The organism is Reyranella sp. (assembly GCF_052439685.1).
In the GTDB taxonomy this organism is placed as follows: domain Bacteria; phylum Pseudomonadota; class Alphaproteobacteria; order Reyranellales; family Reyranellaceae; genus Reyranella.
In genome coordinates, this window is sequence record NZ_JBQVQG010000005.1 from 38,475 (window position 1) to 59,621 (window position 21,147).

The 21,147-nt window shown below is 66.9% G+C and carries 19 protein-coding genes, 1 tRNA gene and 1 pseudogene; 7 read left to right on the forward strand and 14 right to left on the reverse strand.

The genetic code is table 11. The annotated features are described in order from the left end of the window. Positions 1-92 precede the first annotated feature (92 nt). Positions 93-689 (reverse strand): YqgE/AlgH family protein, encoded by a 597-nt coding sequence (locus ACT6UX_RS08675; RefSeq protein WP_444774750.1) that lies wholly within the window; start codon positions 687-689, stop codon positions 93-95. A gap of 165 nt (positions 690-854) precedes the next feature. On the opposite strand from ACT6UX_RS08675, the gene ACT6UX_RS08680 reads away from it, so the two are divergent. Together ACT6UX_RS08680 and ACT6UX_RS08685 are read left to right on the forward strand one after the other, a co-directional pair. Continuing rightward, positions 855-1,337, forward strand: a complete 483-nt coding sequence (locus ACT6UX_RS08680) for a peroxiredoxin (protein ID WP_444774751.1) — start codon at positions 855-857, stop codon at positions 1,335-1,337. Between the two features lie 67 nt (positions 1,338-1,404). Continuing rightward, positions 1,405-2,274, forward strand: coding sequence for a shikimate dehydrogenase family protein (locus ACT6UX_RS08685; RefSeq protein ID WP_444774752.1), 870 nt, complete (start codon positions 1,405-1,407; stop codon positions 2,272-2,274). Positions 2,275-2,357: 83 nt separating this feature from the next. Here ACT6UX_RS08685 and ACT6UX_RS08690 read toward each other — a convergent pair whose 3' ends face one another. The 10 genes and pseudogenes from ACT6UX_RS08690 to ACT6UX_RS08735 all read right to left on the reverse strand — a co-directional run bounded on the left by ACT6UX_RS08690 (position 2,358) and on the right by ACT6UX_RS08735 (position 9,972). Beyond that, positions 2,358-3,119, reverse strand: coding sequence for an SDR family NAD(P)-dependent oxidoreductase (locus ACT6UX_RS08690; protein WP_444774753.1), 762 nt, complete (start codon positions 3,117-3,119; stop codon positions 2,358-2,360). A 25-nt stretch (positions 3,120-3,144) separates the two neighbouring features. Continuing rightward, positions 3,145-4,362 carry an SGNH/GDSL hydrolase family protein gene (locus ACT6UX_RS08695; RefSeq protein WP_444774754.1) on the reverse strand — a complete coding sequence of 406 codons (1,218 nt, stop codon included), beginning with the start codon at positions 4,360-4,362 and terminating at the stop codon, positions 3,145-3,147. 121 nt (positions 4,363-4,483) lie between these two features. Continuing rightward, a complete protein-coding gene (locus ACT6UX_RS08700; RefSeq protein WP_444774755.1) occupies positions 4,484-4,651 on the reverse strand; it encodes a hypothetical protein in 168 nt (55 codons plus the stop codon). Positions 4,652-4,718: 67 nt separating this feature from the next. Further along, the gene (locus tag ACT6UX_RS08705; RefSeq protein WP_444774756.1) at positions 4,719-5,066 is read right to left on the reverse strand and encodes a DUF1622 domain-containing protein; all 348 of its coding nucleotides are present in this window, start codon (positions 5,064-5,066) and stop codon (positions 4,719-4,721) included. Positions 5,067-5,071: 5 nt separating this feature from the next. Continuing rightward, entirely contained in the window at positions 5,072-5,428 is a 357-nt protein-coding gene (locus ACT6UX_RS08710) for a hypothetical protein (RefSeq protein WP_444774757.1), read from the reverse strand. Positions 5,429-5,434: 6 nt separating this feature from the next. Next, the gene (locus ACT6UX_RS08715) at positions 5,435-5,860 is read right to left on the reverse strand and encodes a DUF2254 family protein (RefSeq protein WP_444774758.1); all 426 of its coding nucleotides are present in this window, start codon (positions 5,858-5,860) and stop codon (positions 5,435-5,437) included. Positions 5,861-5,871: 11 nt separating this feature from the next. Further along, a pseudogene (locus ACT6UX_RS08720) lies at positions 5,872-6,774 on the reverse strand (DUF2254 family protein); the annotation flags it as partial. Further along, positions 6,726-7,649, reverse strand: coding sequence for a bile acid:sodium symporter family protein (locus tag ACT6UX_RS08725; protein WP_444774759.1), 924 nt, complete (start codon positions 7,647-7,649; stop codon positions 6,726-6,728). The pseudogene ACT6UX_RS08720 and the gene ACT6UX_RS08725, both read right to left, overlap by 49 nt. A 760-nt stretch (positions 7,650-8,409) precedes the next feature. Then, positions 8,410-9,432, reverse strand: coding sequence for a PIN domain-containing protein (locus tag ACT6UX_RS08730; RefSeq protein WP_444774760.1), 1,023 nt, complete (start codon positions 9,430-9,432; stop codon positions 8,410-8,412). Positions 9,433-9,895: 463 nt separating this feature from the next. Next, a tRNA-Arg gene (locus ACT6UX_RS08735) sits at positions 9,896-9,972 on the reverse strand. Positions 9,973-10,201: 229 nt separating this feature from the next. Between ACT6UX_RS08735 and ACT6UX_RS08740 the strand changes: the two genes are divergently transcribed. The 4 genes from ACT6UX_RS08740 to lon are packed head-to-tail and all read left to right on the forward strand — an operon-like array spanning position 10,202 to position 14,394. Next, complete coding sequence (locus tag ACT6UX_RS08740; protein ID WP_444774761.1) at positions 10,202-10,624, forward strand: DUF4864 domain-containing protein; 423 nt, start codon at positions 10,202-10,204, stop codon at positions 10,622-10,624. 12 nt (positions 10,625-10,636) lie between these two features. Further along, positions 10,637-11,518 carry a DMT family transporter gene (locus tag ACT6UX_RS08745; protein WP_444774762.1) on the forward strand — a complete coding sequence of 294 codons (882 nt, stop codon included), beginning with the start codon at positions 10,637-10,639 and terminating at the stop codon, positions 11,516-11,518. Positions 11,519-11,572: 54 nt separating this feature from the next. Beyond that, a complete protein-coding gene (locus ACT6UX_RS08750) occupies positions 11,573-11,995 on the forward strand; it encodes an Hsp20/alpha crystallin family protein (protein WP_444774763.1) in 423 nt (140 codons plus the stop codon). A 17-nt stretch (positions 11,996-12,012) separates the two neighbouring features. Further along, positions 12,013-14,394 (forward strand): endopeptidase La, encoded by a 2,382-nt coding sequence (gene lon / locus ACT6UX_RS08755; protein ID WP_444774960.1) that lies wholly within the window; start codon positions 12,013-12,015, stop codon positions 14,392-14,394. A gap of 57 nt (positions 14,395-14,451) precedes the next feature. On the opposite strand, the gene ACT6UX_RS08760 is transcribed toward lon, so the two are convergent. Next, positions 14,452-15,900 carry an amidohydrolase family protein gene (locus ACT6UX_RS08760; RefSeq protein ID WP_444774764.1) on the reverse strand — a complete coding sequence of 483 codons (1,449 nt, stop codon included), beginning with the start codon at positions 15,898-15,900 and terminating at the stop codon, positions 14,452-14,454. Between the two features lie 90 nt (positions 15,901-15,990). On the opposite strand from ACT6UX_RS08760, the gene ACT6UX_RS08765 reads away from it, so the two are divergent. Continuing rightward, positions 15,991-17,556, forward strand: coding sequence for an ABC transporter substrate-binding protein (locus ACT6UX_RS08765; RefSeq protein ID WP_444774765.1), 1,566 nt, complete (start codon positions 15,991-15,993; stop codon positions 17,554-17,556). Positions 17,557-17,657: 101 nt separating this feature from the next. On the opposite strand, the gene ACT6UX_RS08770 is transcribed toward ACT6UX_RS08765, so the two are convergent. Further along, positions 17,658-18,503, reverse strand: a complete 846-nt coding sequence (locus ACT6UX_RS08770) for a GNAT family N-acetyltransferase (RefSeq protein ID WP_444774766.1) — start codon at positions 18,501-18,503, stop codon at positions 17,658-17,660. A 53-nt stretch (positions 18,504-18,556) separates the two neighbouring features. After that, positions 18,557-21,124, reverse strand: coding sequence for a magnesium-translocating P-type ATPase (mgtA, locus tag ACT6UX_RS08775; RefSeq protein WP_444774767.1), 2,568 nt, complete (start codon positions 21,122-21,124; stop codon positions 18,557-18,559). Positions 21,125-21,147 lie beyond the last annotated feature (23 nt).

A 21,147-nucleotide genomic window follows, 5' to 3' on the forward strand; every position in this document is an offset into this window, starting at 1 on the left:
CTATAGGCCGGTTCTCCTGGGGAAGGTAAGCGCAATCCGGGCGCGGGCATGCACACCTGACGGATCGCAATGCATAGAAGCGCCGGCGCCGCTCAGGCGCGTCCGGACTGGGGAGACAAGGAGGCGAGATCGAACTTGGCGCCGGGGCCGCCGCGGCCCAACCGGTCGAGCGCACGCTGCCACTTGGCGGCGAGATCGGCGTCGAACACCAGGTCGGCATCGCCGTCGACCACCAGCCAGGCATTGTCCTGCATCTCGCGGTCGAGTTGGCCGGGCGCCCAGCCGGAATGTCCCAGCGCGAGCCAGGCATTCTTCGGCCCGGTGCCGCCCGCCATGTCCTTCAGGATCTCGAGCGAAGCGGTGAGCGCCATGCCGCCGTCGATCAGCAGCGTCTCGTCGCGCTTGTAGTCGGCCGAATGCAGCACGAGGCCACGCGAGGTCTCGACCGGACCGCCAAACAGGACAGGCCCGTCGGCCACCCGCTTCGGCACCTCGATGCCGAGCTGCTTGTAGACCTGGCCGAGCGGCAGGTCGTCGACCTTGTTGTTCACGATGATACCGAGCGCACCATCGTCATCGTGCTTGCAGATGAAGACGACGCTCTTCTGGAAGCGCTCGTCCGGCATGGACGGCGCGGCGACCAGGAAGCGGCCAACCAATGTGGCGGCGGGAGAGCTGGGCCCGGGCATACGCAATGTTCTCCCATATCCATGGGGATTGTCCGGCCAAACTTCAAGCGGCCGGGGCCTCACCTTACCGACAACGGGCCTTCCATGGACAAAAACCCAACCCCGGCCTAGGGTCCGCCGGTTCGCAAAGGCCGCGGTTCGGCGGCGCATATTAAGGAGCTAATAATGGCGAAAGTCGGCGACAAGGTCCCCAGCGCCACGCTGCGCACCATGGGTCCCGAGGGCCCCAAGGCCGTGACCACCGAAGAGCTTTTCGCACCGGGCAAGAAGGTCGTCGCCTTCGCCCTGCCGGGCGCGTTCACCCCGACCTGCTCGGCCAAGCACGTGCCGGGCTTCGTCACGGAGTTCGACAAGCTGAAGGCCAAGGGCGTCGACACGATCGCCTGCATCTCGGTCAACGACGCCTTCGTGATGGGCGCCTGGGGCAAGGACCAGAAGGCCGAAGACAAGGTGATGATGCTGGGCGACGGCAACGGCGAGTTCACCCAGGCGATGGGCCTCACGATGGACGGCTCCAAGTTCGGCCTCGGCACGCGCAGCCAGCGCTACGCCATGGTGGTCGAGGACGGCACCATCAAGCACCTGTTCGTCGAGAAGCCGGGCGCCTTCGAGGTTTCCTCGGCCGAGTACGTGCTGAAGAATCTCTAGCGTCGGGCATCCCGTACGGCCAAGATCGACGGCGGAGCGCAGGCTCCGCCGTTTTCTTTGGGGGCTCATGAACCCGACAGACCCGCACCTCTTCGACGGCCTGTTCCAGGTCAACGGCGCCACGCGTCTTTACGGCACGATCGGCGATCCGATCCGCCAGCTGCGCATGACCGGGCTGATGTCCCAGGTCTTCGCCGCCACCGGAGTCAACGCCGTCTGGCTGCCCTTTGAGGGCGGTCCCGATCTGCTGCCGCTGATGCTCGACGGGCTCGCCAAGATGCGAAACCTCGGGGGCTTCACCGTCACCATCCCGCACAAGACCGCCATGCTCGACCTGGTGGGCCGCGCCACGCCCCGCGCGAAAGCGGCCGGCAGCGTCAACCTGGTGCGCCGGGACCCCGACGGCACGGTGGCGGGCGACAATGTCGACGGGCTGGGCTTCGTGCGCGGACTGGAAGCGCAGGGTCATCGCGTGAAGGGTGCCAGCGTCTGGCTGGTCGGGCTGGGCGGCGCCGGTGGCGCCATCGCGGCCGCGCTGTGCGAAGCCGGCGTCGGCCGCCTGCTGGTCACCGAGCTTCAGGAAGCGCGCGCCGGCAAGGCGATCGACCGGCTGCTGAGTCACTATCCCGACGTGCCGGTCGCCGAAGTCAGGACGCCGCCGAAAGGCATCCACATCGCGATCAACGCGACGGCGCTCGGCCTGCGTCCCGACGACCCGCAGGCCTTCGACCCAATGACGCTCGATGCCGACGTCGTCGTCGCCGACGTGATCATGAGCCCGATCGAAACGCCGCTGCTCACACGCGCCCGCACCCACGGGCGCCGCATCCACCACGGCCGTCACATGCTCGACCACCAGGTGCCGCTCTACCTCGACTGGTTCGGCATCGACACCAAGGGCATCGACATCATCCGCCTGGTGCGCTCGATCGGCTGAGGCGCTCCCATGAAGCGGCTGAAATCACCGTCCCAACCTCATGCTGAGCATGAGGTCGTGGGAGCTCGCCCCTCGTAAAGACCCTACAGCGTGACGCCGCCGTTCACATGCAGCGTCTGGCCGGTGATGTAGCTGGCGGCCGGCGAGCACAGGAAGGCGATCAGGGCCGCCACTTCCGCCGGCTTGCCATAGCGGCCCATCGGAATCGACTGGGCCACCTTCTCCATCCCGGCGCGCGGCACGGCGACATGGGCGTCGGGATCCTTTTCGATGAAGCCGGGCGCCACGCAGTTCACCGTCGCGCCCGAGCCCGCGATGTCGACGGCGAAGGCCTTCGAGAAAGCCTCCATGCCGGCCTTGGCCGCGGCCGACGCCGGGAAGGTGATGAGGCCGCGCGCGAAGGCATGCGCCACGAACGAGGAGACGCCCACCAGCCGCCCGGCCGCGCCGGCCTTCGCGAGCCACGGCTTGGCTGCCGTCGCCAGTTCGAAGAACGCTGCCGTCATCGCGGCCTGGCTGGCATCCCAGGCCGCGCGGTCGAGCTCGCCGACCTGGGCGCGATTGGCGAAGCCCGCATTGCTCACGATCACGTCGAGATGGCCGAACGCCTTCACGGTCTCCTCGACGAGGCGCGCCGCGGTGCCCGACTCGGCGAGATCGCCTTCGAGGATCAGGGTTTGCGCGCCCGCACCGGCCGCGAAGCCCGCGACCCGTTCGAGGCCGGCCCGGTTGCGCCGCGCATGCAGGGCGATCGCCGTATCGGGCGCGGCCAGGGCGCGGGCGGTTGCGGCGCCGATGCCCGAGGAGGCACCGGTGATGAGGATGACGCGGGACGGGGAAGCCATGGGACAGGAGTAGAATCCCGCACGCCTAGCGGCAAGCCTGCCGCACCGCCGGCGCCAGCAGGGCCGCGAAGCGACGCGCGCCGGCCGCCGAGAAATGTCCCTGGTCCACGAAGTCGGCCGGACCGAACGCCTCTTCCGGCAGCGCCACATAGGTGTCGCCCAGCGCCCTGGCCGTCCGCTCGAGCAGCGCGTTCGAGTCCTTCAGCAGCCGTGGCAGATCGCGGTCGCGCACCCGCGGCAGCCAGCCATAGAGGCCCTCGCCCTGCAGGCGCTCGGCATTGACGACCTGCCCGACCCAGATCGTCGGCGTGCCGCGCGCCCGGTTGAGCGCCGAGATCGAGCGGATGTTGCGCTCGAAGATCGCCGCGACCGCCGCATCGGGACCGGCGACCGGCGGCAGCGCATAGGGATCCTTGGCATAGCGCACCGTGTCGACTTCGGCGGAGACGAGACGCGTCAGCACGGTGAGCAGCGGCGAGATCGTGACGTTCGAGCCACCGACCCGCCGGACCTTCAGCGAATCGACCTGGCTCGGCATGTGGAAGTCGGCATAGCCGGCATCGAGGTTGGGGATGTGCGCGTTGCGCAGATCGTTCCAGCCCACGAAGTAGACCGCGCAGCGCGGCGCCTTGCCGAACCTGTCGGGATAGAAGGCTGTCTGCAGCACGTGCTCTGCCGTCGTGTAACCGGGGACGCCGTGATTGACGACGATCAGCCCGTCGCCGCGCAGCGCCTCGTCCAGCCGCTCGGGCCAGGTGTCGCCCTCGCCATTGCCGATATCGTAGGTCGCCGAGCCGCCGAAGGTCGCCACGACACCGCTGCCGGCCAGCCGCGCCGGATCGGGATCGCGGCCGCGCGTGCCCTGGGAGGAATGACGGATGGCGAGCCCCGTCGCGCTGGTGAAGGCAAGGCCGGGCGCCGGGACCGCCTGCAGCAGAGGATGCCACTGGAACCGCGCCGGCTCGGCAGTGGCCGGCGGCAGCAGCGAGGGCGAGCCGGGTGGCGCCAGCGCCCAGGAGCCGAGGCCCCAGGCAAACTCGACACAGGCCAGCACGAGCAGCGTGCCGGAGAGACGCGGCCAGCGCGCGACGACGAGGACGAGCGCGAGCAGCGCGGCGACGTAGAGGAAATACTCGGTCCGCGGCCCGGAGACGTGCAGCTCGCCCCGGCCGAACAGCCAGGCCGCGACGCCGGCCACGACGAGGAGGCCGAGAAGGCCGATGGAGCGAAGGAATTTCGACACGGGTCCGAACGGGTCTGAGGTCAGGCCCCTTTGTACGCGCCGACCGAGGCATCGAGGAACCGATTGTTGGGCATCCGGATCTTCGCCGCCGCCTCGTCGTCTTTGTCCTTCGGATCGATCGTCACGCCGAACAAGCGCAGGCGCGCGGCGGGCTGTCCGAGACGAAGAAACAGAGCACGACAGAGCGCCCCGCCACGTTGTCGAAGATGTAGCGCGGATTGCTCACCATCGCGGCCGTGAACCGCGGCGCGGGATCACCGCGCATCGGATTGACGAAGGTTCTCTGCATCGATGGGCGCCCTCACGGCGCCCGTCAGCACATAGGGTTCGCGGCGAGCTTCAAAAAACAGGAACGTTTACTTCTCACCCTTTTGCCAAGGCCAGCGTCCATTCACTTCCAGTTCGAGGGCGAAGCTCAGCAGGGTACGGATCGCGACGATCACCGCGAGGACGGCAAGATTGTGAAGGGTGGGTTCTATGGCGACGGTGCCGATGATGTCGGCAATGACCAGGAACTCCAGGCCGAGCAACATGGACCGTCCGAGGTCGGCTCGAAGCCCACGATAGGCATCGTGCAGGGTCGCACCGCGTCGCAGGCGGACCAGGCAGGCGAGGATTGCAATGAGTGCCCCGGCCAGAAGGATGAGCACGCCGATCAGTTCCACGATGTGGCCCGCGGTGGAGGCCAGTGCGTCGATCGCCATTTGCATCAGGCAGCCCCGCGCGTCGTCCTCGGAGAACGAGGAGCCAGCCGCCGGACAGGCTGGCGCCGTTCGAGCGTGCGGCGCGCTTCGTCGAACATGTCCGCCACCATATCCTCCCCGTGGCGCAGGGCATCTCGGGCGAGCGGGACGCCGATGCATCCGATTTGCTGGATCGTCCTGCCGCCTTGCATCAACCAGACTTCCAGCCGGTCGTCGCTGCGGATCAGCCCAGGATAGGCTTGCTGCGCGGACTGGCGACGTCTGGCCCGGCCTCTTTTCATCGCGCGATCCCTGTTGGCGGAAATCGAACCATAGCGGCGCGAAGCCGGCCTGCCTTGACTTATGTCAACCGTCGGCACCAAGCCGACCTACTCGTCCGACCGGCCCGATGATCCTCCGAGCCCCTGCAGGTCGCCCCTGTTCGCGCGCCGTCGATCTTCGAGCTCGGGGAATGTGCGCGCCACGGTCTGCTCGAGCAGCGCCAGTTCACTTTGCAGCGCTGGAATACGCGCCGCCGGCAACCGGTCGACGAGGTGTTCGAGCATCGCCCGCAGACGACGCACGACCTGGGTGCTGGTGGCGCCGTACTGGCGCACCTCGGTCACGGCGAGATCGACGATGTCGTCCCAGTCGGGTGTCGGAAAGACCAGCCGCAGCGTCCCGCGCGCGTCGTGAACCTTCGCATTGTCGAGATTCTTCTGGCCGGCGTAGCGCAGCAGCCGGTGGATCTGATCGATCGCCAACACCGCGGTGGTCGGATCGTTGACGGCCGGCGAAAGGGCACGCGACGCCACACGTCCACCATGATGCGGAAGGCGAACATCGGATCCTGCCGCATCGTCCGCTCCGGCCCCAAGGCGACCAGGGCATTGAGCGCCTCATCGCTCACCCGCGCGTCGGGCGGATAGAGGCGCGCCAGCGGATCGCCCGTCGAGACGAAGTCCCCGATCTGCGGGATCAGCTCGATCGTGCAGCCCGCGCTCGCCGCCAATGCCGCGAGCTCGCGGATACCGAAGGCCAGGAAGGTCCCCGACGGGCCCATGCGTTCGACGATACGGCTCTCGCACGCGACGCCCTCCGGAGCGCCCGCCTGGCTTTCCGCACGCCCGCCATCGAAGGCACCCTGGTAGACGCTGTCCATGGCCTCCTTGCCGTCGGCGAACACCTTCTGCAGCACCGTCACCGGCCGCAAGCCGAGGCCGACCTCCTCCACGAACCAGAAGAAGGTGGCGATGGCCAGGACGTTGCCCACGATGGCCAGAACGATGAGTCCACCGTGCCGGGTTTGGTCGGACGTATTGGCGAGCGCCACCATCGTGATGCCGAAGGCGAAGACGAAGACGCTGGCCGAGACCTTCATCTCCCAGCGGCTGAAGGTCATTCCGATGATGCGCGGGGTGATCTGGCCGCTGGCGAGCTGCACGGCCAGCAGCAGCGCCGAAACGGCGTAGACCATGAACGTCAGCATCGAGGAGGCGAAGGCCGCCATGGCAACCCGCATGCCCTCGACATCGCCATCGTCGAAGCGCGGCCAATGCGGATTCGGAAGCAGCTCGAGAACCAGCTTCCCGACCAGCCACGCGACCAGGAGCGCCAGCACGGGAAACAGCCAGAACGAGGCGCGCGCGAACTCGCCCAGACGATAGCGCAGGCGCCAGCTCATCGTGCCTCCTTCGAGAGGGCGCCACCCCTCGAGCGGCCGAGCCATCGTGACGCCAGCCAGGTCGCCGCGAGGGTCACGGGGACACCGAGTGCCACCATGACGGTCGTGCGGGGATCGGGATCGGCGACGAGCAAGGGCGCGAGGGCGGCGCCGAGATTGCGCGTGCAGGCTCCCAGGCAAACGACGCTGCGCCGTTCCGGCGGAAGACGGATCGCCAGCAGATAGCCGCCCGCCATGAGGCCGATCGCGTAGAGAATCTGACCGGCAATCGCGAAACTGCCGACCGCATCGGCAAAGCCCTGCGCATGTCGAAGGGCGATCGCAACCAGGAGCACGACCGTCGCCGCGCCCGCGACGGGCCGGGCGACGCCAAGCACCGTGTCCGCGGCCGGCGGATGCAGGGTGCGCAGCGCAATGCCAGCTCCCATCGGAAGAACCAGCAACACGAGCAGCGGCCGGGCGATCGCCCACGTCTCGACCGAGAGACCCGGCACGACCAGCGGAACGCCGAGCGGCATCAACAGGACCGTCCCGACGGCCGCCACCAGCATGAACGCCGCGGTATAGCTGGGATCGCCCCCGGCACGCCGGACCATCAGGGGCAGGAAGGGCGCGGCCGGCGCCAGCGACACGAGCAACAGGCCGACCGCATAAGGCTCCGCCATCGGCAGGACCCGGACGAGGACGATCGCCAGCACGGGGGCGAACAGCCAGTCCACGAGCATGACGGCCACGAGAAAGCGCGCGTCCCGCAGCGGCGCCAGCGCGGCGCGCCCGTCCGTCTCGAGGCCGATGGCCAGGAGGTTCCCGACCATGAACAGGATCACCGCCGGCCGGATGGCGAACTCCGCGAGGCCCTGGATGCCTTCCATGGCAGATCGTTGGCGCGAGAGGCCGATCCGCGCCTTGATCGTCGTCAAAGATCGCGATCAGCTCGCCCCCCTGCCCCCCACCGCTAGGCGTCGGGCGCGGCCTCGTCGAACAGCCGCAGAGCCAGGAGCGCATGCCCCTTGTGCCGCCGACCCGGACGGCACCTTCAATTCAATGGCTGAAGAGAATTGGCGCGCCCCGGAGAGGAGTCGCGCCCCAGGAGACGCGATCGAGCCGGAAGGCCTGAAAACGCTCCCATCAGCTAAGGCAAAACCCAGGAAATCAACCAGATCCTGAGGCGTATATCGGGAGGCGCACAATATGAAGTGCCAGGACACCCTGTTTCAGGAGGTGCGACCTCCGCTTCATTTATTTCGTTTGTTTCGTTTATTTCGTTTGTTCGACCAAAGCCTGACGCCTCCAATGGCCTGCCAGGCCTCTTGCCTGGTTGCCCATGTGAGTTGTCGCCTGCCGCGAGCGCCCTGGCTTAGCAGATCGTTTCTGAACGGGCCTGGACGCGAGCAAGTATCCACTCATGGACAAATCGTCGAGCCAACCAAGCATTCAGGATGACGTCAGACAGCGCCGAGGAGATCGTGGCCGTCGCCGCTGCGCACTCGAGCACACTGCGCAAGGTCGAAGCCAAGAATCGCAGTCCTTATGCCTGCCGAGAATCTGCGCTTCTACCTGGCGGGACGAGAGAAGGGCTACGGCTGGTATCACGCGGCTAGAAGCGCTCACTTTTCTGAGGAGAAATGGCGCGCCCGAAAGGATTTCGCCTCCCCGCCAATTTCCGAATGTGAACAGCAATTAAGTATCGAGGAAATCCCACTCGTCACCCAAGACCCACCGAAGCGCTGACAACTTGCCGTTCAGCATTCCCCACTCGAAGTCGGTCCATGGCCCCAAGTTCTGCAGGCCGCGCTTGTCGACGACGCGCTGAGCCGCCTGCTGAGCCATGCCCCAGACCTCTGCGCTCTGCGTACTCGGGTCGAACATGTCAGCCGGCTTTTTGGTCTCAACCAGCTTCACCTTCCCCTTAGTGATCTTCTTCTCATACACCTTGTGCCGGTTGTACCAAATCTGATCCCATAGAAGGTCCATGGCATCACTGATCTCGCTGAATGTTCTTGGTTCCGGCTGGCCAGTAGCCTGGTAGTTCGCCTCTTCGAGCTCCTCCGGGGCCACTGCCTCAAGCGCTTCCGGCAATTCGATGAAATAATGGGCCTGCGGGCTGACGAAGTAGCTCACTATGTCCGGATGCGGCGTCGTATTGCCATTCGGCGCGCTAAAGTCATGATAGTTCTTCGAGACAAACACGAACTGGTCATCAGGCGCTCCCGTGCGAACCAGTTCGCCGTACATCTCGATAATGACCGCATCGTTTATGCTGTTCTTATTCCCATGGCAGGGGGCTTGCCTTTCCATTGCACGGGTCGCTGCCTTGACCTTCACGTCTGTTGAGGGCTCAAGCTGCCTCCCCGATTCCAGCAGGTCTCGCACGCGCTGGACGTAGAATTTGGGCACCTCGCTCATGAGCGGATACTTCTGGCCTAGGTCGGTCAACATGTCCCGCACCCGCTCCTTTTCTTCGCTAGCACCCAGCAGCTCTACGATTGACTTGGCGTTCGCAAAGGCACTTGTTGCGCGCTGCACAGCGACGCGCTCGGTTCCCTCGCGCTTCGCCTCGTATTCCTTCCTCACAATTGAGGGCACGATCAGTTCCGCCTTCCCCTCCCGAACCAGCTGCTCCAGGACAAGAAGAAGGGGCTGTTCCTTGAAGTTTCCCGCAAGGTCTATCCAAATGTTTGTGTCGAGCATAATGCGAAGCATGGGCTGTCTTTACCACCAGAGCTGGCAGTGAGTGAATCGAGCCCTACCATCGAAAAGCCCCCGAAGGGCTTGTTCAGATGCAGATCACAGTCTTCAATTGGGGTCCGGCGCCATGTACTCGAACACGTGGCGGAGCTTGCCCATAGTAGTGTTCTTGTCTTTCACATTCAGGATATTTCGAAGCGCTAGTCGCCCCGTCCGTGGTGCCACGTTTAGATGCCGACTGGCTTCTAGTATTCCTCCGGAACGATCTGGACGCGAGGACGCCTCGCCCAAATGTGGCGTCTTCTGAAACACCGTTGAGCACGGCCCGCTGATAGCGGGCCCTAGTACCCGCATCATGTTGCTCTCTATCCCCAGCATTGGGTTACGCGCCCCGCCGCAAGGGTAAGAGAGGGACTAACGCCCAATCCCGCCCCGCAGAGATCTTAGATTAAGAGGCTGATTTTGCTGAGGAGAGAAATGGCGCGCCCGGAAGGAGTCGAACCTCCAGCCTTCTGATTCGTAGTCAGATGCTCTATCCAGTTGAGCTACGGGCGCACGGCCGAACCCCGAGAGGTCCGGCGAAGAGGGGCGCACCCTAGTGAAACTGCCCCGGCGATGCAAGCCGAGTCGCAGCCCTTTTTCGACTGCGACCGCGCGCCGCTCTCGGCCCGATTCGGAGGCCGAATTGGCCCAGAGGGTCGCCTGTCGGCCCGATCGCGCGATTTCACAGCTCGGCCGCGCACCTTCTGTCGCGCCACCACCGTCGCGGGCGTAGAGTGACGTCATGGTCCTGCGTTTCCTCGCCCTTCTCGGCGCACTCCTTGCCCTGGCGCTGCCGGCGCAGGCACAGGTCTCCGAGCCCGACCGGGGCGCCATCCGCGACGTGATCGAGCGCCAAATCGAGGCCTTTCGGCGGGACGACGGCGAGGCGGCCTTCGGCTACGCCTCGCCCGCCATCCAGGGCATGTTCGGCTCCCCCGACACGTTCATGGACATGGTGCGGCAGGGCTACCGGCCGGTCTATCGGCCGCGCGCCGTCGAGTTCCGCGAGATCGTCACCCTGGAGGGGATGGTGACGCAGAAGGTCCATGTGATCGGTCCCGACGGGCGGCCGGTCACCGCCTTCTATCCGATGTCGCGGCAGGCCGACGGCAGCTGGCGCATCGAAGGCTGCTATCTGCAGGCGTCCGAAGAGCCACAGGCCTGATCGTCCGCTCCCATGTCTCGCGTTTCGCCCAAGGTGCTGGCGCTGCTCGGCGCGCTCACCCTCGTCTGGGGGACCAACTGGCCGCTGTTCCGGATCGCGCTCGACGAGCTGCCGGTCCTGACGTTCCGCACCATCGTTCTGTCGACGGGCGCGATCGTGCTGACGGCGATCCTGCTGATCCGTCGCGAGAACTTCGCCGTTCCCAAGGGCAAATGGCCGGCGCTCATCCTCGCCTCGGCGATGAACATCGGCATCTGGAACATCGCGACGTCGCTGGCCGTGCTCTACGTCCCGTCCGGCCATGCCTCGGTGCTGGCCTACACGATGCCGCTCTGGGTGGCGCTGCTGGGCTTCCTCGTGTTCGGCCAGAAGCTGACGGGCCGCCTGCTGGCGGCGCTGGCGATCGGCGCCGCCGCGGTCGCGGCCCTGATGATCCCCAACTTCCAGAGCTACGCCACCGCGCCGCTCGGCCTGTTCTGGGGCCTGCTGGCCGGCTTCTGCTGGGCGATCGGCACCTTCGTGGTGAAGCGCACCAACTGGTCGGGCATGGGCCCCTCGCTCACCTTCTGGCAGATCGTGATCACCCTGCCGCCGGTCGCGTTGGGCGCGCTGATCTTCGACGGGCTGCCGACACACTGGCCGTCCACCAAGGTCCTGATCGCCACGATCTACACCGGCGCCATCCCGATGGCGCTGGGCACCATGGTCTGGTTCACCCTGGTGAAGCTGCTGCCGGCCCAGGTGGCGGCGCTCTCGTCCATTGCCATTCCCATCGTGGCGATCGTGAGCGGCATCCTGATCCTGCACGAGCCGCTTTCGCTGCTGCAGGCGGTCGCCATCGGCTCGACCGTGATCTCTCTCTGGCTCGCGCTGGTGCCCGGCCGGACGCGGTAGTTGCCGCCGTCGATCTCAATTCCCACATTGGGGCGGGTTTGGAGGCCCGGGTTCATGAAAAGAGGCGATCCCAGAGACTGGATGTGGTCGGAAGCGCTGCAGATGCTGGCGCAGGCCGAACGGCTGCATGGCCAGGTATTCCGGCCGCAGACGGCAGGCCGCCTGCGCGCCAACTGGGAGCCGCCGGTCGACGTGATCGAGACCGAGCGCGAGGTGCTGATCCTGGCCGCGCTGCCCGGCGTCGACGTGCAGAAGGTCGAGGCGGTGATCGAGAACGGCACGCTCGTTCTTTCCGGCGAGCGCACGGTTCCGGCCGAGCTGCGCACGGCCAAGATCCATCGCATGGAGCTGCCGCAGGGCCGCTTCGAGCGTCGGGTGGCGCTGCCGCCCGGTGTGTATGGCGAGGTGCGGCGCTTCGAGGCGAACGGTTGCCTCGTCGTGACCCTGACCAAGGCCGCGACGCGGAGGCAGCCATGAGCCCGCAGGATGACGTGATGCAGCCCGTGAATGCGAAAGCCGAGACCAAGCCCGACGCGAAGCCCCTGCCGTCCGACGCGCTGATCGTCGTGCCGGTGCGCGACCTCGTGCTCTTCCCGGAGATGGTGTTCCCGGTGAGCGTCGGCCGCCCCTCGTCGGTCGCCGCGATCCAGCAGGCCGTGCGCGAACAGCGCCAGATCCTGCTGGTGCTGCAGCGCGACCCCGCGAAGGAAGAGCTGGTGCCGGCCGATCTCCATCCGGTCGGCACGGTCGTGAACGTCCTGCGCTATGTGACGACGCCCGATGGCAACCATCACATCGTCTGCCAGGGCGTGCAGCGTTTCCGCATCACCGACTTCGTCGAGGGATATCCGTTCCTGCTGGCGCGCGGCCTGCATCTGGTCGAGCCGACCACCAGCGGACCGGAGATCGAAGCGCGCTTCCTCGTGCTGAAGCAGCAGATCCGCGACACGCTGGAACTGCTGCCGCAGGTCCCGCAGGAACTGCGGCAGACGGTCGAGAACACGACCTCCGCCGGCGCCCTCGCCGACCTCGCCGCCTCCTATCTCGATTCCAAGCCGAACGAGAAGCAGGAGATCCTGGAGGCACTCGACCTGGTGCCGCGCCTCGACAAGGTGACCCAGCTCCTGTCCAAGCGCCTGGAGGTGCTGCGCATCAGCAGCGAGATCGGCAGCAAGACCAAGAGTTCGCTCGACGCCCGCCAGCGCGAGATGGTGCTGCGCGAGCAGATGGCTGCCATCCAGCGCGAGCTGGGCGAGGACGATTCCAACAAGCAGGCGATCGCCGATCTCGACAAGGCCATCACCGACGCAAAGATGCCGCCCGAGGCCGAGACGGCCGCGCGCAAGGAATTGCGCCGCCTGCAGCGCACGCCCGAGGCGTCGGCCGAACACGGCATGATCCGCACCTATCTCGACACCTTGGTCGAGCTGCCCTGGGCGCTGCCCGAGACGCAGCCGATCGACATCGCCGAGGCGCGCAAGGTGCTCGACGCCGATCATTTCGGCCTGGAGAAGATCAAGAAGCGCATCGTCGAGTATCTCGCCGTGCGCAAGCTGGCGCCCGAAGGCAAGGCGCCGATCCTGTGCTTCGCCGGACCGCCGGGCGTCGGCAAGACCTCGCTCGGCCAGTCGATCGCCAGGGCCATGGGCCGCAAGTTCGCCCGTGTGAGCCTGGGCGGCGTCCATGACGAGGCCGAGATCCGCGGCCATCGTCGCACCTATATCGGCGCGCTGCCGGGCACCATCATCCAGGCGATCCGCAAGGCGGGGTCGCGCGACTGCGTGATGATGCTCGACGAGATCGACAAGATGGGCAGCGGCGTGCACGGCGATCCGTCGGCGGCGATGCTCGAGGTGCTCGACCCCGAGCAGAACGGCACGTTCCGCGACAACTATCTCGACGTGCCGTTCGACCTCAGCCGCGTCGTCTTCATCGCCACGGCCAACATGCTGGACACGATCCCCGGCCCGCTGCGCGACCGCATGGAGATCATCTCGCTCACCGGCTACACGGCGGGCGAGAAACTGCAGATCGCCAAGCGCTATCTCGTGCGCCGCCAGCTCGAAGCCAACGGGCTCACGGCCGAGCAGGCCGGAATCGACGACGAGGCGCTGAAACTCATCATCGAGGGCTATACGCGCGAGGCCGGCGTGCGCTGGCTCGAACGCGAGATCGGCCGCGCCCTGCGCCATGTCGCGGTGCAGGTGGCCGAAGGCTCGGCCACGAAGGTGCAGATCGGCAAGGCCGACATCGAGGCGCTGCTGGGACCGGTGCGCTTCGAGAACGACGTGGCGATGCGCACCAGCGTGCCCGGCGTGGCCACCGGCCTCGCCTGGACGCCGGTGGGCGGCGACATCCTGTTCATCGAGGCGACGCGCTCGCCCGGCAACGGACGGCTGATCCTCACCGGCCAGCTCGGCGACGTGATGAAAGAGAGCGCGCAGGCGGCGCTCAGCGTGCTCAAGAACAAGGCCAAATCGATCGGCCTCGATGCCGTCCTGTTCGAGAAGAACGACATCCATGTCCACGTGCCGGCCGGCGCCACGCCCAAGGACGGGCCGAGCGCCGGTGTTGCGATGTTCATGGCGCTGGCGTCGCTGATGACCGGCCGCACCATCCGCAGCGACACGGCGATGACGGGCGAGATCAGCCTGCGTGGCCTGGTGTTGCCGGTCGGCGGCATCAAGGAGAAGGTCGTGGCCGCGGCGGCGGCGGGCATCACCCGCGTGATGCTGCCGGCGCGCAACAAGCGCGACTACGACGACATCCCCGAGGAAGTCCGCAACACGCTCGAGTTCATCTGGCTCGAGAAGGTCGACGACGCGGTGGCGCAGGCGCTGACGCCGGATGCGCCGGACGAGAGCGAAGAGGGCTGATCTTCCTCCACTTCATGTTCCTCTCCCCCTATCGGAGGAGAGGAGCTCGATGGAGAATCAAGCAATCGGCAGCGACAGCGGCGAGATCTCTTCGCCGGGACGGTTCGCATAGTCGAGCTTGACCGAATCGCGCAGCATGCGGGCCTGCGCTTCGGCGAGCCGTTCCATGGCGGCCGCCGGATCGAGATGCACGGGGTCGCCGTCCTTCAGCACGACCTCACCGTCGACCAGCACGGTCCGCACCGCCCGGTCGGCGGCGTGGAACACGAAGGAGCGCAGCGGGTCGCGCGCCGGCTGCATCAGCGGATGGTTGAGGTCGACCAGCACGATGTCGGCCGCCATGCCCGGCGCCAGCGCACCGATATCGTCTCGTCCCAGCGCGGCCGCGCCGCCGAAGGTCGCGGCCTCGAAGGCGCCCGCCGTGTCGAGGCTGCGAATGTCCTCGCTCATCAGGCGGCCGGCGACGATGGCGAGCCGCATCTCCTCGATCAGATTGTGCGGCGCGCAGTCGGTGCCGAGACCGACATTGACGCCGCGCGCGCGATAGCGGCCGACATGGTCCATGGCGAGCCCGTAGCGCGCGAAGGGCTGCGGGCAGTGTGCCACCGACGCGCCCGCTTCGGCGATCAGGTCGAGATCCTTGCGCGTGTGCCAGCCGATCTGCGGATGATCGTCGAGCAGGATGCAGTGCGCCATGATCGTGTCGCCCTTCATCAGCCCCTGCTCGGCGGCCCACTGGATGGGCGTCTTGTTGTGGCGGCCGATCATCTCGCGCACTTCGACCACCGACTGGCCGACATGGGTCGAGAAACGGCGGCCGGTGTCGTCGGCGTGCTTGCGGCCGGCCGCGAACAGCTCCGGCGTCACCGTGTCGATCTGCGCCGGGAAGACCACGGCCCCCAGGCGCCCCGAATTGTGCGCCTCGGCCTCGTCCATCACTCGCCGGGCCTTCTCGAACTGCGCGACGCCGGCGGCCTCGTCCCATTTCCAGGTCACGGTCTGCGGCGCTGCCATGCCCCAGCGCGCCGAGGCGAAGGTCGGCGCCGCGTAGAAGCGCATGCCGCTCCGCGCCATCGTCTCGAGCCAGCCGTCGAACGGCGCCGTGACGTCGCACACGGTCGTCGTGCCGGCCCGCAGCATCTCCGAATAAGCCATCGTCGCCGCGCTCTGACGACCGTCGTCGCCCAGGCGAAACGCCTGCAGCCGCTCCATCAGGCCGGTCATCTGCTGCTCGGGCACGCCATGATCCTCGCGCACGCCGCGATAGCCGGGCTCGGTGGAGGGATGGGAATGGATGTTGATCAGGCCGGGCAGCGCCAGCAGGCCCTTTCCATCGAACACGACTTCGCCAGGTCCGGTCGGACGCGCGCCGGCCGGCGTGATCTCGACGATGCGTCCGTCCTTCAGGTGAAGGTCGACCTCGCGACGATAGATATGGCGCTTCTCGGCACCATCCCGGACCACGGCCCAGGAGACGTTCCGGATCGAATCGGGCCGCATCGACATGATTTCTGCTCCCTGCAAAGGCATGCCTGTTGCATAGGCAGCGCAACGGGACGATAGAATCGAGCCAACGAGAGAACAAGGAGGCAGATGATGCGGAAGATGAAATGGGCGGCCCTCGCCGCGGCGACGACGGCGCTGTTCTCGGCCACGGCCGAAGCGCAGACCCTGAAGGTCGTCATGCATTCGGACGTCAAGATCGTCGATCCGATCTGGACCACCGCCTACATCGTCCGCAATTACGGCTACATGGTCTACGACACGCTGCTGGCGGTCGACGAGAAACTCGACGTGAAGCCGCAGATGCTCGAGAGCTGGAAGGTGAGCGACGACAAACTCACCTATACGTTCACCCTGCGTGACGGGCTGAAATTCCACGATGGCGCGCCGGTGAAGGCCGAAGACTGCATTGCCTCGATCAAGCGCTGGGCATCGCGCGACGCGATGGGCCAGAAGCTGATCAGCTTCACCAAGGATCTCGCCGTCGTCGACGACAAGACCTTCACGCTCACGCTCAAGGAGCCCTACGGGCTGGTGATCGATTCGCTCGGCAAGCCGAGCTCCAACGTGCCGTTCATCATGCCCAAGCGCATCGCCGAGACTCCGGGCAACACGCAGATCAAGGAGTTCATCGGCTCCGGCCCGTTCGTGTTCCGCGCCGACCTGTGGCGGCCGGGCGAGAAGACGGTCTACGACAAGTTCAAGGACTACAAGCCGCGCGCCGAGCCGCCCTCGGCCCTCTCAGGCGGCAAGAACGTCTCTGTCGCCCGCATCGAGTGGATCAACATCACCGATCCGCAGACCGCGGCCAATGCGCTGCTGACGGGTGAAATCGACATTCTCGAGCAGCCCCTGATCGAGATGCTGCCGTTGATCGAGAAGGACAAGAACATCGAGGTCAAGGACCTCAATCCGCTGGGCAGCCAGTACAGCCTGCGCTTCAACGTGCTGCACAAGCCGTTCGACAACGCCAAGATCCGCCAGGCCGCGCTCTATGCGCTGAACCAGAAGGACTTCCTGCTGGCCGCCATCAACGACCCGAGATACTTCAAGGAGTGCAAGGCGCTCTTCATCTGCGGCACACCCTATGCGACCGACGCGGGCTTCGAGGACAAGCTCGAATCCAACTTCGCCAAGTCGAAGGAGATCCTGAAGCAGGAAGGCTATGACGGCACGCCCGTCGTGCTGCTGTTCGCGACCGACACCAACACCGGCCGCCTGACCCCGATCGCGAAATCGCTGCTGGAACGCGGCGGCTTCACCGTCGACATGCAGGCGATGGATTGGCAGACCGTGCTGTCGCGCCGCGCCCGCAAGGAGCCGCTGAATGCCGGCGGCTGGAGTGCGTTCATGACCTCGTGGGTGTCAGCCGACCTGCTCAACCCCATCGTCTCGGCCTTCGTCGGCGCCGCCTGCGACAAGGCCGCCATCGGCTGGCCCTGCGACGCCAAGATCGAGGAGCTGCGCAACGCCTTCGCCAAGACGACCGATCCCGCCAAGCGCAAGGAGCTGGCGACCGCCGTGCAGGTGCGCGAGTCGGAGTATCCGACCTTCGCCCAGCTCGGCCAGTTCAACATCCCGATGGCGATCCGCAAGACCGTCACCGGCAACCTCTCCTCACCGGCGCCGGTCTTCTGGAACATCAAGAAGGCGCAGTGATCCAAGACGCGGTGAGGAGAACGGAGCGCGCCACTCCAGTGGCGCTCATCCTTTCCTCACCGACAATGCTTGAGCGCCACTGGAGTGGCGCGCTCCAATGATCAGCCGAGCTCGAGGCTGGTGATGCCGAACAGACCGGCATAATCGACCTCGGGGTCCGCGCCCGTGTACATGCGCGCGGCCTCGAAGGAGGGCTTCAGGCCGATCTGTTCGGCCAGCCGCACCGCCGGCTTGTTGCGATCCGGCACGTCGATCGCGACGGCGGTCGCGCCCAGAGTCGTGGCGAGCGCGCCCACCAGCGCGGACGCGATCTCCGGCGTCGCGCCATAGAGCGGCCCGACGCGCGAGGCGGCGGCACAGGCGCGCATCACGGCAAAGCCCACGATCTCGCCGTCACGCAGGGCGACGAGTGCGGCACGCTCCGGCAATGAGATCCATGTCGCCAGGAAGGAATCCCGTGGCTCAGGAAAGAACCGGCGGTCGTAGGCGGCGAGCCGGTCGAAGCCGATGCTGCGGGCATCGGCGAAGGTCACGCCGGCCGGTGGCTTCCCGGCCGGTGGGGCGCCTTCATGGCGGACATTGTTCCAAGCGAGCCGGAAGCCCGACTTCTTGTAGTTGCCCTGCTGCGCCACGACGCCATCGAGTCCGACATTGCGTCCCTCGAGCCGCGCCATGCCGGCGCGCCAGAGCTGGATGCCATAGCCCTTCCCGCGGACCGGCGGCCGGGCGATGTAGAAGCCCAGGAAGCCGAAGCCCGCGCCGTATTTCACGACGGAGATGCAGGCCTGCGGTGCGCCATCGAGGCGACCGATCAGGAACGCCCCGGGATCGGTGGCGAAGAAGGCCTGGGCGTCGGTATTGCCCGGATTCCAGTTCTCGTCGTTGGCCCACGAGGCCATGCGTTGAACGTCGTCGGCGCTGCCGACGTCAATATTGAAGTCCGGCATGATGCCCATCCCCCTCGCTCTTGCCCGGCAATCTGCGGATATTCGGCGGACGGTCAAGGTGCCTTGAGGCCCGTCCCCCGGCGCCGTCCGTCGGCCCGCCGCCGGATCGCCGGCGCGATCGCGAACTGTTTCAGGAGTTCGGCGCACACCAGGTAGGCCACGACCAGGGCGGCGACACTGACGGTGACGGCGGGCGGCGGCGCCTGAAAGCCAAACCAGGCGCCGGCCGGCGTGAAGGGCAGGACCATCGCCACCAGCAGCGCGGCGAGCGACGACAGGGTCAGGGCTGGATGCGGCCAGTTGCGCCACGGCCGACCGTTGGTGCGGATGATGAAGATCACCAGGATCTGGGTCGCCATGGATTCCAGGAACCACACGGTGCGAAACTCCTCGGGCACGGCGTGAAAGACCAGCAAAAGGCCGGCGAAGGTCAGCAGGTCGAAGGCGGACGATAGCGGCCCCATGATGCCCGCGAACACCATCAGGCCGCGCATGTTCCAGACCTGCGGCGCCGCCACCGCCTCGGGACGCACGGTGTCGAAGGGAATGCCGATCTCGGAGAAATCGTAGAGCAGGTTGTTGAGCAGGATCTGCGTCGGCAGCATGGGGAGGAAGGGCAGGAACAGCGACGCGACCGCCATGGACAGCATGTTGCCGAAGTTCGAGCTGGCCCCCATGCGCACGTACTTCAGGATGTTGGCGAAGGTGCGCCGGCCCTCCTCGACGCCGTCGGCGACCACTTCGAGATCGGATGCCAGCAGGATCATGTCGGCTGCAGCCTGGGCCACCCCGGTGGCGCCGTCGACCGACAGGCCGATGTCGGCGACCTTGAGTGCCGGCGCATCGTTGATGCCGTCGCCCAGGAATCCCACGACATCGCCGCGCGACTGGAGTGCCTTGATCAGCCGCGATTTCTGATCGGGGGCGAGCCGCCCATAGGCATCGACGGTTTGGACCTGGACCGCCAGCGCATCGTCGCTGAGCTCGTCGATGTCCGATCCCGACAGAACGGTCTCCGGATTGAGCCCGACCAGCCCGGCCAGCCGTTTCACCACGACCGGATCGTCGCCCGACAGGATCTTGACCCGGATCCCGGCAGCCGCCAGCCGCGCGATGGCCGCGGTGCAGGTGGCCTTGGGCGGATCGGCGAAGGCGCAGATCCCCTCGAACGTGAGACGCGTTTCATCGCTCGCCTCCAGTCCATGCGAGGCACCGGACCAGGGACGCGAGGCGACAGCCACCGCCCGTAGCCCCTGCTCTGCCAGCGCCCGCACGCGCGCCTGGGCGGCGAGATGACCGGCAGCATCCATGGCGACCAGGCCCGCCGCCGTCCGCATCGACGTGCAAAGCGGGATGAGCGCTTCCGGCGCGCCCTTGGCGATCAGCAGCTTTTCGTCCGGCCCGTCGGCCAGCACGGAGCCCAGGCGGCGATTGAAGTCGAAGGCATGGCGCGCGAGCAGGCTCCAGCCCTCGGCCGCCCCCGGCGAGCCCGCCACCAGGGCGGCGTCGAGCGCCCCGCGATCTCCGCCGAGCTCGGCGGAGATCGCGCCGAGACGCGCCGCACGGTCGTCGGCGGCACCTTCGGCATCGAGGCTCTGCGCCAGGGTGATTTCCGCCGAAGTAAGCGTCCCGGTCTTGTCGGTGCACAGGACTGTCATGGCGCCGAGATCGTGGATCGAAGCCAGCCGCTTCACGATCACCTTGCGCGCCGCCATGCGCAGCGCCCCGCGCGACAGGGTGACGGTGGTGATCATGGGCAGGAGTTCCGGCGTCAGACCGACGGCCAGCGCCACGGAGAACATCAGCGATTCCAGGACCGGCCGGCCGAACAGCACGTGCGTGACCAGCACCACCAGCACGAGGGCGATGGTCAGTCGCGCTATGAGCAGGCCGAAAGTATGCAGGTCGCGCTGGAACGGCGATGGCGCCTGTGCCTCGACCAGCGACGAGGCGGCAGCGCCGAACAGGGTCGAGCGCCCCGTGCCGACGACCAGCGCGAGGGCCTCGCCGGTCTGGGCAACGGCGCCCCGAAACAGTGCATTGGACGCTTCCCCGGCATTGCGGGCCGTCACCATGCCCGGGCGCTTCTCGACCGGATAGGGCTCGCCCGTCAGGGCTGCCTCGCCGACGGTGAAGGCAGCCGCGTCCAGCAACAGCGCGTCGGCCGGAATGATATCGCCCGCGCGCACCCGCACGAGGTCGCCCGGTACCAGGGTTTCGACCTCCACACGCACGAAGGCGCCGTCGCGCTTCGCCTCGGCCTTCAGCGCCACCGACCGCCGCAGCTCTTCGGCCGCCCTGAGCGCCCGGCCTTCCTGGAAGGTATCGAGGCCGATCGACAGCGCCAGAATGGTGACGATGATGGCGCCACCGATACTGTCGCCGGTGCCGGCCGACACGATGCCGGCGGCCAGCAGGATCAGCGACAGCGGCTCGAGCAGGCGACGGAAGATGGCGACCACGGCGTTCGCACGCCGCGGTGGCGCATCAGAGTTCGGTCCGTAGCAGGCGAGCCGCGCCGATGCCTCGGGCGAAGTGAGGCCGTCCGAACCACAACCCAATTCGGCCGCCGCCTCCTCCTTGCTGCGGGTCCAGAACGGAACGTGGTTCGGCGCGCCCATGCGGGGACATTATAGCCCCGCAC